Origin of the sequence: Sphingobium sp. B2D3C, assembly GCF_025961835.1 — a bacterium.
Classification (GTDB): Bacteria; Pseudomonadota; Alphaproteobacteria; order Sphingomonadales; family Sphingomonadaceae; genus Sphingobium.
Window position 1 is genome coordinate 1,197,361 of sequence record NZ_JAOQOK010000001.1, and the last position, 14,428, is coordinate 1,211,788.

At 64.3% G+C, this 14,428-nt stretch carries 14 protein-coding genes; 7 read left to right on the forward strand and 7 right to left on the reverse strand.

Going from position 1 to position 14,428, the window contains the following annotated elements; translation table 11 throughout:
• Positions 1–49 precede the first annotated feature (49 nt).
• The 4 genes from M2339_RS05540 (at position 50) to M2339_RS05555 (ending at position 4,721) form a co-directional block, all read left to right on the forward strand.
• Positions 50–1,015, forward strand: coding sequence for a hypothetical protein (locus M2339_RS05540; protein WP_413714722.1), 966 nt, complete (start codon positions 50–52; stop codon positions 1,013–1,015).
• Positions 1,008–1,955 (forward strand): tRNA lysidine(34) synthetase TilS, encoded by a 948-nt coding sequence (tilS, locus tag M2339_RS05545; RefSeq protein WP_264587275.1) that lies wholly within the window; start codon positions 1,008–1,010, stop codon positions 1,953–1,955. The genes M2339_RS05540 and tilS overlap by 8 nt, the downstream gene beginning before the upstream one ends.
• A 70-nt stretch (positions 1,956–2,025) precedes the next feature.
• Entirely contained in the window at positions 2,026–3,975 is a 1,950-nt protein-coding gene (gene ftsH / locus M2339_RS05550; protein WP_181559746.1) for an ATP-dependent zinc metalloprotease FtsH, read from the forward strand.
• Between the two features lie 110 nt (positions 3,976–4,085).
• On the forward strand, positions 4,086–4,721 hold the full coding sequence (locus M2339_RS05555; RefSeq protein WP_264587274.1) for a DUF3800 domain-containing protein: 636 nt from the start codon (positions 4,086–4,088) through the stop codon (positions 4,719–4,721).
• A gap of 82 nt (positions 4,722–4,803) precedes the next feature.
• Here M2339_RS05555 and rpoZ read toward each other — a convergent pair whose 3' ends face one another.
• A complete protein-coding gene (gene rpoZ, locus M2339_RS05560) occupies positions 4,804–5,148 on the reverse strand; it encodes a DNA-directed RNA polymerase subunit omega (RefSeq protein WP_181559744.1) in 345 nt (114 codons plus the stop codon).
• A gap of 202 nt (positions 5,149–5,350) precedes the next feature.
• On the opposite strand from rpoZ, the gene M2339_RS05565 reads away from it, so the two are divergent.
• Positions 5,351–6,532 (forward strand): phospholipase D-like domain-containing protein, encoded by a 1,182-nt coding sequence (locus M2339_RS05565; protein ID WP_264587273.1) that lies wholly within the window; start codon positions 5,351–5,353, stop codon positions 6,530–6,532.
• On the opposite strand, the gene M2339_RS05570 is transcribed toward M2339_RS05565, so the two are convergent.
• From M2339_RS05570 to dapF, 5 genes are all read right to left on the reverse strand, one after another.
• Positions 6,501–7,049 (reverse strand): class I SAM-dependent methyltransferase, encoded by a 549-nt coding sequence (locus M2339_RS05570; protein WP_264587272.1) that lies wholly within the window; start codon positions 7,047–7,049, stop codon positions 6,501–6,503. The genes M2339_RS05565 and M2339_RS05570 overlap by 32 nt on opposite strands.
• A 203-nt stretch (positions 7,050–7,252) precedes the next feature.
• Positions 7,253–7,897, reverse strand: a complete 645-nt coding sequence (locus M2339_RS05575) for an inner membrane-spanning protein YciB (RefSeq protein ID WP_413714723.1) — start codon at positions 7,895–7,897, stop codon at positions 7,253–7,255.
• A complete protein-coding gene (ftsY, locus tag M2339_RS05580; RefSeq protein WP_264587271.1) occupies positions 7,887–8,819 on the reverse strand; it encodes a signal recognition particle-docking protein FtsY in 933 nt (310 codons plus the stop codon). Before ftsY ends, M2339_RS05575 begins: the two co-directional genes overlap by 11 nt.
• Positions 8,812–10,152: a tRNA (N(6)-L-threonylcarbamoyladenosine(37)-C(2))-methylthiotransferase MtaB gene (gene mtaB, locus M2339_RS05585; RefSeq protein ID WP_264587270.1), complete on the reverse strand. Its 1,341-nt coding sequence runs from the start codon at positions 10,150–10,152 to the stop codon at positions 8,812–8,814. Before mtaB ends, ftsY begins: the two co-directional genes overlap by 8 nt.
• Positions 10,149–10,979: a diaminopimelate epimerase gene (dapF, locus tag M2339_RS05590; protein WP_264587269.1), complete on the reverse strand. Its 831-nt coding sequence runs from the start codon at positions 10,977–10,979 to the stop codon at positions 10,149–10,151. Before dapF ends, mtaB begins: the two co-directional genes overlap by 4 nt.
• Positions 10,980–11,104: 125 nt before the next feature.
• On the opposite strand from dapF, the gene M2339_RS05595 reads away from it, so the two are divergent.
• Positions 11,105–11,686, forward strand: a complete 582-nt coding sequence (locus tag M2339_RS05595) for a hypothetical protein (RefSeq protein WP_264606258.1) — start codon at positions 11,105–11,107, stop codon at positions 11,684–11,686.
• Positions 11,687–11,798: 112 nt separating this feature from the next.
• Complete coding sequence (locus tag M2339_RS05600) at positions 11,799–12,824, forward strand: aspartate-semialdehyde dehydrogenase (RefSeq protein ID WP_264570363.1); 1,026 nt, start codon at positions 11,799–11,801, stop codon at positions 12,822–12,824.
• Between the two features lie 52 nt (positions 12,825–12,876).
• Here the strand turns inward: M2339_RS05600 and M2339_RS05605 are convergent, their stop codons facing one another.
• Positions 12,877–14,418: a DHA2 family efflux MFS transporter permease subunit gene (locus M2339_RS05605; protein ID WP_264587268.1), complete on the reverse strand. Its 1,542-nt coding sequence runs from the start codon at positions 14,416–14,418 to the stop codon at positions 12,877–12,879.
• Between the last annotated feature and the right edge of the window lie 10 nt (positions 14,419–14,428).

Consider the following 14,428-nt stretch of genomic DNA (forward strand, 5'->3'; position numbering starts at 1 on the left):
GCGCCTCCGCCACCGGCCAACATGATTTGAACATATCAGGAATTTCACCATGGCAGCAGAGCTTTCCCCCCACGAGATGACCAGTAGACGGACCGGCGGCGGGATTGTCCGCGCCCTGCTCCTTGCCGGCGCCGGCTTGCCGCTGCTCTTCAGTGCCCCGGCAAGCGCCCAGCGCACGGTGGAAGGCCGCGTCGATCGGCTCGAGCAGGAAATGCGGGCCGTGCAGCGCAAGGTGTTCCCCGGCGGGGCGGGCCAGATCATGGCGCCGGAAGTCACGCCGCCTGCGCCGACGCCCGGTGTCGCAGCCGGCGCGCCCGCGACGACGCCGATTGCCGATCTGACGGCGCGGATCAACGCCGTCGAAGCGCAACTCGCTCGCCTCACGGGTCAGGTCGAGGAGAATGAGCACCGGCTTCGTCAGCTGGAAGAGAATTTCAAGACGATGAGCGCCGCGCAGGCTGCTCCGGCGGTCGATCCGGCCAGTCCCTTTGGTCCGCCCAGCGCGCCGCTGCCCGACCGCGCGGCCCAGGCTGCGCCGGCGGCGACCCCGCGTCCGGCCGCACAGCCGTCCCTCGTGGCCCGCACCGAGGCGGTGGCGGCGGTCGAGCGGCCCAGCACCGGCAATGCCGCGCTGGATAGCTACACCTATGGCTTCCGCCTTTGGACCGCGAAATTCTACCCCGAGGCGCAGGTGCAGCTGCAGCAGACCGTCGACAAATATGGCAAGGACCCGGTCGCCAGCCGCGCCCATAATCTGCTCGGCCGTGCGTTGCTCGATGACAAGAAGCCGGCGGCTGCGGCCAAGATCTTCTACGAAAATTACCGGCAGCGCCCGGCTGGCGACCGCGCGGCGGAGAGCCTTGCCTGGGTCGGTGAGTCGCTCATTCAGCTCAACCGGCTGAAGGACGCGTGCCTCGCCTATGACGAGCTGAACGAGGTGTTCGGCGCCAACATGCCGGCCAGTGTCCGCGACATGATGACCAAGGGCCGGACCCGCGCCAAATGTAGTGGCTGACACGCTCGCGCAGCGTCTGCCTCAGGCGGTTTACCATCTGCTGGGGCGCGACTTGCAAGCGTCCGAGCGCATCGGCATCGCGGTCTCGGGCGGGGCGGACAGCATGGCGCTGCTCGCGCTGGCGGCGCGTTGCTGGCCCGGGCAGGTCGAGGCGGCGACGGTCGATCACGGATTGCGAGCCGATTCCGCCGCGGAAGCAGCCATGGTGGCCCGCTGGTGCCAATGCGAGGGCGTCTCCCACGCCATTTTGACGGTCGCGCAGCCCCTTGAGGGCAATCTTCAGGCGGCGGCACGCGCGGCGCGCTATGCGTTGCTGGAGGATTGGCAGCAGGCGCGGGGCCTCGACTGGCTGATGACGGCGCATCAGGCGGATGATCAGCTCGAAACGCTGGTCCTGCGGTTCAATCGCGGGGCAGGGGTGGCGGGGCTGTCAGCCATCCGGGCCCGGCGCGGGACATTGCTGCGGCCGCTGCTCAATGAGCGCCGCGCTGATCTGCGCGCGTGGTGCCAGAGCGAAAACGTCCCGTTCATCGACGATCCGAGCAACGAGAACCAGCGGTTCGACCGCGTAAGGGTTCGGCAGGCACTGACTGGCTGCGATCTGATTGACCCCGGTGGCATGAACCGCGCGCTGGAAGCGCTGGGCGAAGCGGAGGACGCCATCGCGTGGATGCTGGACCGGCTCGCCGCCGAGCACCTTGTGCTGGCCGAGGATCGCGCCGACCTCACCCGAACGGACCTGCCGCCGGAGCTCCTTCGCCGCCTGATCTTGCGCATGGTTGCCCATCTCAATCCGCAGGCAGAAAAACCGCGCGGGCCATCGCTGGATCAAGCGCTTGTTCAACTTTTCGATGGTAAGACCGTCACCTTGGCAGACTGCCTTGTCACCGGAGGGGCGCGATGGACGATGCGGCGGGCACCACCGCGCAGGTCGTGCTGAGCCCAAAGCCGTTCCGGGCATTGTGTTCCGGGCAGGAAGTCCTATTTTGGACCGCGAAAGCGAGTGGTTGATGAACGATAACAAAGAGCCGCAAGGCAATCCATGGATCAAGAGCGCCCTCATATTGGCGGGCGTGTTTCTTGCGCTGCTAATGTTCGTGACGGTGTTCGACAGCAAGGGCATGAGCAACAACGGCACCGCGATTGCCTATTCCGATTTCCGCGACCGGGTTTCGGCCGATGCGGTGAAGGAAGTGGCGATCGGTCCGGACCGGATCAGTGGCGTGCTCAAGAACGATCAGCGTTTCGTCACCTACGCCGTGCCGGACCCGCAGCTCACGGCGCTGCTGGACGAGCATAAGGTCAAATATAGCGGCCAGCCCGAAGAACAACCAAACTTCTGGATGATTCTACTGTACCAGTCGCTGCCGTTCATCCTGATCCTCGGCATCGCCTTTTTCGTTCTGCGCCAGATGCAGAAGGGTGGCGGCGCCGGCGGCGCGATGGGCTTTGGCAAGTCCAAGGCCAAGCTGCTCACCGAGAAGCAGGGCCGGGTGACGTTCGACGACGTCGCCGGCATCGATGAAGCCCGTGAGGAGCTTCAGGAGATCGTCGAGTTCCTCAAGGACCCGAGCAAGTTTGCGCGACTGGGCGGCAAGATCCCCAAGGGCGCGCTGCTGGTCGGCTCGCCGGGCACCGGCAAAACGCTGCTGGCGCGCGCGATCGCGGGCGAGGCGGGCGTGCCGTTCTTCACCATTTCCGGCTCTGACTTCGTCGAAATGTTTGTGGGCGTCGGCGCAAGCCGCGTGCGCGACATGTTCGAGCAGGCCAAGAAGAACGCACCCTGCATCGTCTTCATCGACGAGATCGACGCGGTCGGTCGCCATCGTGGCGCGGGCCTCGGCAATGGCAATGACGAGCGCGAGCAGACACTGAACCAGCTCCTTGTCGAGATGGATGGCTTTGAATCGAACGAAGGCATCATCATCATCGCCGCGACCAACCGGCCCGACGTGCTTGATCCGGCGTTGCTGCGCCCGGGTCGTTTCGACCGTCAGGTCGTCGTGCCGCGCCCGGATATCGAGGGGCGCATCAAGATCCTCGAAGTGCATATGGCCAAGGTGCCGCTGGCGCCCGACGTCGATGCGCGCACGATCGCGCGCGGTACGCCCGGCTTCTCCGGTGCCGACCTTGCCAATCTCGTCAACGAGGCTGCGCTGATGGCCGCGCGGCGTGGCAAGCGTCTCGTGGCCAGCGCCGAGTTCGAGGCGGCCAAGGACAAGGTGATGATGGGCTCCGAGCGGCGCTCCATGGTCATGACCGAGGACGAGAAGAAGATGACGGCCTATCACGAGGCCGGTCACGCCATCGTCGCGATTCACGAGCCGGCGTCCGATCCGATCCACAAGGCGACCATCATCCCGCGCGGCCGCGCGTTGGGCATGGTGATGCGTCTGCCGGAGCGGGATAGCTACAGCTATCACCGTGACAAGATGCACGCCAATCTGGCGGTCGCCATGGGCGGGCGTGTGGCTGAGGAAGTGATCTTCGGTCACGAGAAGGTGTCGTCCGGTGCCTCCGGCGATATCCAGTACGCCACGCGGCTCGCGCGCGACATGGTCACCCAGTGGGGCATGTCCGACGAGCTGGGGCCGCTGCAATATGAGGAGCCGCAGGGCGAGACCTTCCTCGGCTACTCGCAAAGCCAGCGCGTCCACATGTCCAATGAAACGGCGCAGAAGATCGATGCGGAAATCCGCAAGGTCGTCGAATCCGGTTATGATCGGGCCAAGACGGTGCTGAGCGATCATCTCGATCAGCTTCACCTCTTGGCCAATGCGCTGCTGGAGTTCGAGACGCTCTCGGGCGACGAGATCAAGACTTTGATCGACAAGGGCGAACTCGTGCGTCCGAGTGGCGAGAAGATCCGGCCCTCTCCGGTCCCGGTGACGGGCACGTCGATCCCCAAGACGGGCAAGCGCAAAGGCCCGATCAGCGATCCGACGCCGCAAAACGTCTGACCCTCATGGGGACGGACACCTAAGACTGACTGTCGCCGCGAGCCCGACCGGCTTTGCGGCGACAATCATTTTGGAACGCGGCCATCATAAGAAGCGGCACGGGAGGACGGATGCCTATCTATATCGACGAAAGCGGCAGTCTTCCCGCGGGCGCCATGATCATGGCTGGCGTCGAGATCGAGGCGGATGCCGCCGACCGGCTGCTGGCGCGGTTTCGTGCGGTTGTGGGTTTGCGCGGTGAGCTCAAGGGCAGCCGGATCGGCCTTGTCGAACGCGCCTTCTTCTTCGAACTGCTCGACCGGTTCGATGCCCGGGCCAAGATTTGCATCATCCGCGCCGACCCGCAAGACGCCGGACGCCGTCCCGAAGACCTCGACGTCTATGTCGCTCTACTCACCCAACTGGTAGATGAGTGGCGACCGGATGCGGAGGAGGATTGTCTGCAGGTCTTCATCGATGCGGGTCGCTATGACACGCTAGTGCTGGAATCCGTGCGGCAAGACATCGCCAAAAGGCTCGCGCGATGCGGCAGCGCGCAGATGATAGACAGCAGGCGCTCGGCCGGGGTGCAGATTGCTGATGTGGTCGCCAACAGTTTCTACAATATCGCGATCCGGTCGGGCCGCTCCGCGCGGATCGAGACCATCGTCGAGCCCTTTCTTGCAGGCGGCGTGCTGCAAACCAGCGATTTGCGCCACAGGCCGGCACCCCGCGCGCCGCATCCGGTGACGGCAAGGCACGATTAACTTCGAATTCAGTCCCTAGCCGCATAAAAAAAGGCGGCTTCGACTGTGCCGAAACCGCCTTTCAATCTGATGTTCTGGGGGCTTAGCCGTCGTAATCGGCACCCAGGCTGTGCGAGCGCGGTGGCGTCGCAGCGGTGAGGCGCAGCGCCTCTGCAGAGCGTGCGATCGAGCCGATTTCGTCCGGCGTGTCGTCGTCGTCGATCTGCATCTTCTGCATCGAGCCGACGAGATCATGCTTGAGGTCGTCCGGCATGATCGTCTCTTCAGCGATCTCGCGCAGAGCCACGACCGGGTTCTTGTCGCGATCCCGATCAACGGTCAGCTCGGCGCCGCCGGAGATGGTCCGGGCGCGCTGCGCCGCCAGGAGAACGAGGTCGAACCGGTTGGGAACCTTGTCGATGCAATCTTCGACAGTAACGCGCGCCATGCTTGGCTCCTGAACAGATTAAGGAGAATGCGGGAAAGGCTGTCGGCTAACAGTCGAGGGAGCGAAAGTCAAGAAAATCGCTGGGGCGATGGGAGGCTCGCGGCGCTGCGATCATGGAAACAATAGTGTCCATCCGGCATTGAAAGGGTGGAATGCGCGCGTGATGATTGGCAAGGCAGGGTGGTTGACGCATGAGGGGCGCATGACAGGCAACGTCTCTACGCTGGCACCGCGCGTGCACGATGATCGCCTGCACGAGGCGGCCGGAAACAAGCTCAGGTTGCTGCCCGGCGGGCAGGATCGGCTCGATACGCTGCTCGACCTGATTGGCAACGCGCGCGAGACACTCGACCTCTATTTTTATATTTTCGCGTCCGACGACTGCAGCACGCTGATCCGTGACGCTCTGGTCGAGGCCTGCAAGCGCGGCGCCGCTGTCACACTGATGATCGACGCGTTCGGATCCGCGCGGACGCCCGATGGGTTCTTCGATGCCTTCATCGGTGCTGGCGGGCGTTTTGCGCGGTTTGGTGCACGCAGATCGATGCGCTACCTGATCCGCAATCATCAGAAGATCGTGATCTGCGACAGCCGCCGGGCGATGATCGGTGGGTTCAATTGCGAGAACAGCTACTTCGCCGGCCCCGAGGACGCGGACGGCTGGTGCGACCTCGGCCTCGCGCTGGAAGGACCGCTCGTCGAAGATCTCGCCCGATGGTATGAGGGATTGGCGAAGTGGAGCCTGGAGAGCCGGCAGCGGTTCAGCCATCTGCGCCGGCTGGTCCGCACCTGGCAGCCCGGCGAAGGAAAGGCGCGTTGGCTGATCGGGGGACCGACGCGCTTTCTCAACAGCTGGGCCAAGTGTGTGAAGACGGATTTGCACCATGGCCGCACGCTCGATCTGGTGGCGGCCTATTTCTCCCCGAGCCCCGGCATCATGCGCCGCATAGCGGGCATCGCTCAGCGCGGGAGCGCCCAGCTCATCACCCCGGAGCGATCCGACAACACGACCACGGTCGGTGCTGCTCGGCACTTGTATCGGCGGCTGCTGCGGGCCGGAGTGCGAATCCTGGAGTATCAGCCGCAGAAGCTGCACATGAAGCTGATCGTCATCGATGATGTCGTCTATGTCGGGTCCGCAAATTTCGATATGCGCAGCCTGTTCCTCAATCTGGAGCTGATGCTGCGCATCGAGGATGCCGAATTTGCCCGCGCCGCGCGCGCGCTGGTCGACACGATGGCGAAGGACAGCACGGTCATCGACGGCCGCACGTATGCGGCGCTCGCCAGTCCATTCAGTCGGTTTCGCTGGTGGATCGATTATCTTCTGGTCGGCGTGGCCGACTATACCGTTACGCGACGGCTAAACTTTCGGCGTCGCTGAGCGCGGCACTCGCTTCGTTTCCCTTGCGGGCCCAGAAAAGGCGGGCGGGGGGGATGCAACGCCATACCATGCCCTGCGCGACATTCGCGAAATTGGCCTGGAGGCGCGAGAGCACGAAGCGCGAATATTGATAGACGAGAAACTGGCCGCCCGGACGGGTGGCACGCGCCGTTGCGGCCGCGATGTCGTCGGCGACGGCTGGGGGCAGGGTGGAAAAGGGCAGGCCGGAGATGATGTAATCCGCCGCCTCGAAGCCCTCGCGCACGAGAATGGCTTCCACGTTGGCGGCCGATCCCTCCACGCAGATGAGCCTTGGGTCCGCAATATGCTGGCGCAGATGGCTCACGAACATGGGATTGGTATCGATGGCGATCAGCCGAGCGTCCGGCCCCAGTCTTTCTAGAATGCGCCGGGTGAACACGCCGGTGCCCGGCCCATATTCGACGACGCAACGCACATCCTGCCAGTCGACCGGATCGAGCAGGGCGTGGATAGCGATGTCGGACGTGGGGATCACCGATCCTACCATCCGCGGATGGCGGATGAACTGTTGAAGGAACAAAAATTTGGGAGACATTGCCAACGTCGTTGCGGTCACTTTCCGGACTTCCCTCTCTTTGACGTGACAAATTAACGCGCGACGCGCAAGGTCGTTTCTTAAGCCTCGAAGAATATTGCTAAAATTCTTCGACCGACACCAATTCTTATCGCGCGCTTGTCTTAGGCTGTTGGGCCGCTCTGCTTGTCGCCCAGCTCCAGACCGTGCTTCATGAGCATGGGGACATTGGCCATGGCGAACAGCATCGAGGCAGCGGTGACGCCCCAAACCTTGACCAGCAGCCAGGTATCGAAATCGAGCGACATCCGCATCAGTTCATTCGCCACGCCCAGCGCCGCGAAGAAGAAGCCCCAGTTGCGCGAGAGCTTGAGCCAGCCCGTTTCATCCAGCCCGCTATAGGCCGACTGCAGCAGGTAGCGCAGCAACGGGCGGCCGCCCATCCAGCCGCCGATCAGCATCAGCGCGAAGAAGCCGTAAATGATCGTCGGCTTGAGCTGGATGAAGGCCGGATCATGGAAATACAGCGTCAGGGCGCCGAAGAAGAGGACGAGGATCGCCGAGAGCCAGAGCATCGGCGACACTTTGCCCAGCCGCCATTTGCTGACCACGACGGCCACCGCAATCGCGGCCATGAAGGCGGCGGTGCCGGCAAACATCCCGATGACCTTGGTGGCGAGGAAGAAGACGAGCAACGGCCCGAAATCGAGCGCCATCGGCAGCCAGCTTTCGCCCTTGGGGCCGGGGGCTATCGGCGCGGAATCGATGGTCGCATCGACGCGGGGCGGGGCTTTGTCGTCAGCGTGCATAAGCCGCTCCTGCAATGGCGTGGGCAAGTTCGCCGGGGTCGAAGGGGCGCAGATCGTCGATCTTCTCGCCTACGCCGATGGCATGGATGGGCAGGCCGAATTTCTCGGCCGCCGCGACCAGAACCCCGCCGCGCGCCGTGCCATCCAGCTTGGTCATCACCAGCCCGGTGACATTGGCGACATTCTGGAAAATCTCGATCTGCGACAGCGCATTCTGGCCGGTCGTTGCGTCGAGCACGAGCACGACATCATGCGGCGCGGCGGGATTGAGGCGCCCGAGCACGCGACGGATCTTGGCTAGCTCGTCCATCAGCTCGGTGCGGTTCTGCAACCGCCCGGCGGTGTCGACGATCAGGATGTCCGTGCCCTGCGCGGTCGCCTGCTTGACGGCGTCGAACACCACGCCTGCCGCATCGCCGCCTTCCGGCCCGGTGACGATGGGCACGCCCAACCGCTCGGCCCAGATGCGCAACTGGCCGATGGCCGCGGCGCGGAAGGTGTCGCCGGCTGCCAGCATCACACTGTAGTCCTGCTCCTGGAACAGATGCGCGAGCTTGGCGATGGTCGTCGTTTTGCCCGAGCCGTTGACGCCGATGACGAGGATGACCTGCGGGCGCGGGAAAGCCTCGATCTCGATGGGCTTGGCCACCGGGATGAGCACCTTCTCGATTTCCTCGGCGAGGATCTCGCGCAGATATTCCTCGGTCAGTTCCTTGTTGAAGCGCCCCTCGGCCAGCCGGTCGCGGATGCGCGCAGCCATCGCGGGGCCGAGATCGGTGGTGTAGAGCGCTTCCTCCAGCTCATCGAGCGTCTGCTCATCCAGCGCCGCCTTGGCAAAGACGCCGGAAATGCTCTCGCCGAGCCGGTCGGAAGTGCGTTTGAAGCCGCCGAAAAGGCGATCGCGCCAGGAAAGTTCAGCCATGCTCGGCTCCATGCGCGATGAGCGTGTTTCCCTCAAGCCCTGTGATGCGGGCGCGGACAATCTCGCCGGGCTTTTGTGGGGTAGCAAAGCGGACCGGCGCGAAGCTCTCGCCATGGCCGATGAGGCCGCTGGTCTCGATCAGCACGCTCTGGGTGGAGCCGACGAGGGCGCGAAGCCATGCCATCCGTCCCGCTTCACAGGCGGCCCGAAGCCGCGCGGCGCGCTCGCGGATTACGCCCCGGTCGAGCTGGGGCATCCGCGCAGCCGGGGTGGTGTCACGCGGCGAGTAAGGGAAAATATGGCCGTGAACGATGCGGCAATTACGAACCAGCGCCAAGCTGTTCTCGAACATCGCGTCATCCTCGGTCGGGAAGCCGGCGATGATGTCCGCGCCGATGGCGATCTCCGGGCGCCGCGCGTGCAAGCGCTCGACCAGATCGACGGCTTGGGCACGGCTATGCCGACGCTTCATCCGCTTGAGGATCATGTCGTCGCCTGCCTGCAGCGAGAGATGGACATGCGGCATGAGCCGCGGTTCGCCGGAGATGAGGTCGAACAGCCGGTCGTCGATCTCGATGCCGTCGAGCGAGGAGAGGCGCAGGCGGGGCAGATCGGGCACATGGCGCAGGATGCGCTCGACCAGCAGCCCGAGACTGGGCGTGCCGGGCAGGTCCGGGCCATAGCTCGTCACGTCGACGCCGGTGAGCACGATTTCCTGTACGCCCTCATCCACCAGCGCGCGGACCTGATCCACGACGGCGCCGGCGGGCACCGACCGGCTCGGTCCACGGCCGAAGGGGATGATGCAGAAGGTGCAGCGATGATCGCAGCCATTCTGCACCACCACGAAGGCGCGGACCCGCTCGGCAAAGGCGGCCAGCAGGTGCGGCGCCTGATGTTCGAGGGTCATGATATCGGCGACGCGGACCCGCTCGGGCGATGGAATCTCTCCTCCGTTCGTGTCGAGCGAAGTCGAGACACCAGAGGACGAGCCTGGCCGTATCTCGACTTCGCTCGATACGAACGGAGAGGTCCGGAGATGCTCTGCAAAGGCTGCTTTCTCGCCATTGCCGATGACGGCAGTCACTTCCGGCATAGCAGCGAACATTCCGGGGTCGGTCTGCGCCGCGCAGCCCGTGACCACGATGCGAGCTTCCGGCCGGGCGCGGTGGGCGCGGCGAATGGCCTGGCGGGTCTGGCGAACGGCCTCGCCGGTGACCGCGCAGCTATTCACCACGACAAGATCGTCCCGCCCGCCCAATTGCTGGCGAATGGCCTCACTCTCGGCGATGTTGAGCCGGCAGCCGAGCGTAATGACCTCGGGGCCGGTCATGCGGCGGGTGCGAACTCAGCCGGATCGAGCGTGCCATCGAACACATGGGCAGCCGGGCCGGTCATGCTGATATGGCCACCCGGCGCCCAATCGATGAGAAGATCACCGCCCGGCAGACTGACGCGCACCGGACCTTGAGCGATCCGCCGGCGAAGCGCGCTGACTGCTGTCGCGCACGCGCCGGTCCCGCAGGCCTGGGTGAAGCCAGCTCCGCGTTCCCAGACCACCAACCGAATATGGTCGGGCGCGAGCATCTGCGCGAAATTCACGTTCACGCGGGCGGGGAACAGCGGATCATGCTCAATCAACGGCCCCAGGCGCGCCATGTCCACATCATCCAGCGCATCGGCGAAGAACACCACATGCGGGTTGCCAATGCTCACCGCGGACGGCGCCGGCAGATCGTCCCAGCTCACCGGCATGGTGAGCGTGTCCATGGCATAAGCCAGCGGCACCTGCTCCCAATCCGTCCGCGCCTCGCCCATGTCGACGCTGACCAGATCGCCCTGGCGATGGGCCTCCAGCAGTCCGGCATTGGTCTCGATGGTCACGTCTCGTCCCACGAACAGCGGCACGCAGCGGGTGGCATTGCCGCACGCATCGACCTCGCTGCCATCCTGGTTGAAGATGCGCATGGAGACATCGGCGCGCTCGGAGGCGCCGACGACGATCAGCTGATCGCATCCCACCCCTGTGCGACGGTCGGCAATGGCCCGCGCCAGCTGCTCGGTCATGACGACCGGACGCTCGCGGGCATCGATGACCACGAAGTCATTTCCGAGGCCATGCATCTTGGCGAAGGAGAGAAGGGCGGGGTTGGCAGACATGCGGCGCATTTAGGCGCGCGAGGCAGGGAAGTCCATGTTTTGCGGAAAAATGCAGCTGCTCGGGGTTGTCACTGCGGCCCCCAACGCCCATTCTCTATCGAAGCTGATGAGATGGAGGAGGCATGATGAGACGATTGACCCTGGTGGCAGCACTGGCGCTTCTTTCTGCCTGCGGCCAATCCGGGTCAAATCTGTCGGAGGACGTCTCGAACAGCCTCAACGTGCTGGAAGGCGACGTCGGATCGCAAGCCAAGGCAGCCAATGCGATGAACAGCGCCGGCAATAGCGCGGCGAATAGCACAGAACCCGGTAAAGTGCTCGTCGGTGGCCTGCCCTTGCGGCTGGGTTATTATGTCTCCAATGAAACGGCCTGCGAGTCAGCTTCCAAAGCCACGGTCACGCTGATCGGCCGGAATGGCTATAGCGGGGCGCGCTACAGTTGCACCTTCGGCACCATCGAGAAGACCGGCGCCACCACCTATCGCGTGACCGAGACATGCCGGGAAGGCGATGCCATCGCGAACCGGCAGGAGGTGCGCACCAGCACCCGGACCTATGACGTGACCGATGCGGAAAATTATGCGGCCCAATCGGACAGCGGCTGGGCCAACAAGGCGCGCTACTGCCCACAGAGCAGCCTGCCTGCACCGTGGAAAGAAGAGGATATGCGCGCGCTGACCGGCGCGCCGCCACCAGAAAAGCCCTGACGCTTCACCGGCGGGTCACAAGTACCCGCCACAAGATTGCGCTTTTGCCTCTGCGGCCCTTTTGCGGTATCCGGCCCGCAGTTCCCCTCATTCAACCGCTGGAGAAGCCCCTGTGGGATATCGTGTCGTCGTCGTAGGCGCCACCGGCAACGTCGGTCGCGAAATGCTCAACATCCTTGCCGAGCGGGAGTTCCCCATCGACGAGATCGCGGCAGTTGCCAGCGCGCGGTCGACGGGCGACGAGATCGAATTCGGCGAGACCGGCAAGATGCTCAAGGTCAAGAACATCGAGCATTTCGATTTCACGGGCTGGGATATGGCCCTGTTCGCCGCCGGCTCCGGACCGACTAAGGAATATGCCCCCAAGGCCGCTGCTGCTGGCTGCGTGGTGATCGACAACAGCTCGCTCTACCGCATGGACCCCGATGTGCCGCTCATCGTGCCGGAGGTGAATCCCGAGGCCATCGAGGGCTACAAGCGCAAGAACATCATCGCCAACCCCAATTGCTCGACAGCCCAGCTCGTCGTGGCGCTCAAGCCACTGCACGATGCCGCCAAGATCAAGCGTGTGGTGGTGGCGACTTATCAGTCCGTCTCCGGCGCCGGTAAGGAGGGGATGGACGAGCTGTTCGAGCAGAGCCGTAACATCTTCGTCGGCGATTCCGCCGAGCCCAAGAAGTTCACCAAGCAGATCGCCTTTAACGTCATTCCCCACATCGACGTGTTTCTCGACGATGGCTCCACCAAGGAAGAGTGGAAGATGGTCGTCGAGACCAAGAAGATCCTCGATCCCAAGATCAAGGTCACGGCGACCTGCGTGCGCGTGCCGGTATTCGTCGGCCACAGCGAGGCCGTGAACATCGAGTTCGAAGACGAGATCAGCGCGAAGGAAGCGCAGAAGATCCTGCGGGAGGCGCCGGGCGTGATGCTCGTCGACAAGCATGAGGACGGCGGATACGTCACCCCGGTCGAGTGCGTGGGCGATTATGCGACCTTCGTCAGCCGCGTACGCGAGGATTCGACCGTCGAGAACGGCCTGTCGCTCTGGTGCGTCTCGGATAATCTGCGCAAGGGCGCAGCGCTGAATGCGGTGCAGATCGCCGAACTGCTCGGCCGCAAGCACCTGCAGAAGGGCTGAGCCTTATACCTGTCAACGCCCGGCGGCGACCGTCGCCGGGCCTGGCGCCCCCTCACTCGCTGATCGGGGGTGGCGGGGGCGATCCTGGCCCTCGCTTGGGCTTGCGCAGGAAGAAGGCGGCCGGAATGATCAGCGTGCTGACGATGGCCATGGCGTAGAAATCGTCGAGGAAGGCGATCATCGTCGCCTGCTGGTTCACGATCCCGTCGATCGTCGCGAGTACGGTCGTGCCGAAGCTGCCGAAGCGCTGCAACTCGCTCGGGTCCACCGGCAGATTGGCCGACGAGATATGCTGCGTGAGATCGGCATGGCTGACCTGACTGTTGCGCGCTAGCAGCGCCATAACCACCGCGATGCCGATCGACGAGCCGATGTTCCGGGTAAGGTTGAGCACGGCGGCGCCCTCGGTGCGGGCGCCGGGTGGCAGGGTGCCGAAGGCGAGCATCTGCAGGGGCACGAATACGATGCCGATGCCGGCCCCCTGAACCACGCCGGTGACCACGAACGGCACCCAATTCTGCTCCAGTGACCAGCCGGTCATCATCCACAAGGAACTGGCGGTCACCGAGAAGCCGCCGGCAATCAGCACGCGCGGATCGATGAGGCTGGTCAGGCGGCTGGAAAGGGCCATGGCGACCAGCAGACCAGCACCGCGCGTCGCCAGGATCCAGCCGGTGTCGACCACTGAATAGCCATAGAGGCCCTGGAGCAGCGGCGGGAGCAGAGCCATGGCGGCGAACATCACCAGACCGATGATGAACATGAACGCAGCGGCGCTCAGGAAATTGCGATCTGCGAAGAGGGCAGGGGCGAAGAGCGGCTTGCGGGCGGTGAGCGTGTGGACCGCGAACATCCACAGGCCGCTAACGGCCAGAGCGGCCTCGACCCAGATTTCCGTCGAGGAGAACCAGTCGGCATGTTGCCCGCGGTCAAGCATGAGCTGGAGGCTCGCCAGACCCAAGGCGATCAGCGCGAAGCCGAACAGGTCGAAATTCCGCCGCTGCAGCGGCTTCTCGGGGAGAAGGGCGTAAAGCCCGACCAGACAGACGATGCCGAAGGGGACGTTGACGAAGAAGCACCAGCGCCAGTCGATCCACTCGGTCAGCCACCCGCCGACCACCGGCCCCATGATCGGGCCGATCATGACGCCCATGCCATAGACGGACATCGCCTTGGCGTGCTGGGACGGGCGATTGATGTCGAGCATCAGGCTTTGCGCCAGCGGGCCGACAAAGGCGCCGCCGACACCCTGCAGGGCGCGGAACAGCACCATCTCCGTCAGGCTCTGCGCAATGCCGCAGAGCACGGAGGCCACCACGAAGACGAAGACGGAAATGAGCAGCAGGCGCCGCGTCCCGATCCGGTCGGCCAGCCAGCCGGTGATGGGAATGGCGATGGCGGCGGCGAGGATATAGCTGGTGAGTACCCAGCTTATTGTCTCGTCACTGGCACCGAGCGAGGCGCGCATGTGCGGCAGCGCCACGTTGGTGATCGTCGTATCGAGCACCTGCATGATCATGGCCGACATGATCGCCATGGTCAGCAGCGCCTTGTGGCGCACCTGCAGTTGCGGAAGATCCGACGCGGGAGCCATGATGCCGGTT

Excerpts from the sequence above, each read along its gene's own strand:
- M2339_RS05540 (WP_413714722.1), top strand. The coding sequence starts at position 50 with ATGGCAGCAGAGCTTTCCCCCCACGAGATGACCAGTAGACGGACCGGC.
- ftsH (WP_181559746.1), top strand. The coding sequence starts at position 2,026 with ATGAACGATAACAAAGAGCCGCAAGGCAATCCATGGATCAAGAGCGCC.
- M2339_RS05555 (WP_264587274.1), top strand. The coding sequence starts at position 4,086 with ATGCCTATCTATATCGACGAAAGCGGCAGTCTTCCCGCGGGCGCCATG.
- rpoZ (WP_181559744.1), bottom strand. The coding sequence starts at position 5,148 with ATGGCGCGCGTTACTGTCGAAGATTGCATCGACAAGGTTCCCAACCGG.
- M2339_RS05565 (WP_264587273.1), top strand. The coding sequence starts at position 5,351 with ATGACAGGCAACGTCTCTACGCTGGCACCGCGCGTGCACGATGATCGC.
- M2339_RS05575 (WP_413714723.1), bottom strand. The coding sequence starts at position 7,897 with ATGCACGCTGACGACAAAGCCCCGCCCCGCGTCGATGCGACCATCGAT.
- ftsY (WP_264587271.1), bottom strand. The coding sequence starts at position 8,819 with ATGGCTGAACTTTCCTGGCGCGATCGCCTTTTCGGCGGCTTCAAACGC.
- mtaB (WP_264587270.1), bottom strand. The coding sequence starts at position 10,152 with ATGACCGGCCCCGAGGTCATTACGCTCGGCTGCCGGCTCAACATCGCC.
- dapF (WP_264587269.1), bottom strand. The coding sequence starts at position 10,979 with ATGTCTGCCAACCCCGCCCTTCTCTCCTTCGCCAAGATGCATGGCCTC.
- M2339_RS05595 (WP_264606258.1), top strand. The coding sequence starts at position 11,105 with ATGAGACGATTGACCCTGGTGGCAGCACTGGCGCTTCTTTCTGCCTGC.
- M2339_RS05605 (WP_264587268.1), bottom strand. The coding sequence starts at position 14,418 with ATGGCTCCCGCGTCGGATCTTCCGCAACTGCAGGTGCGCCACAAGGCG.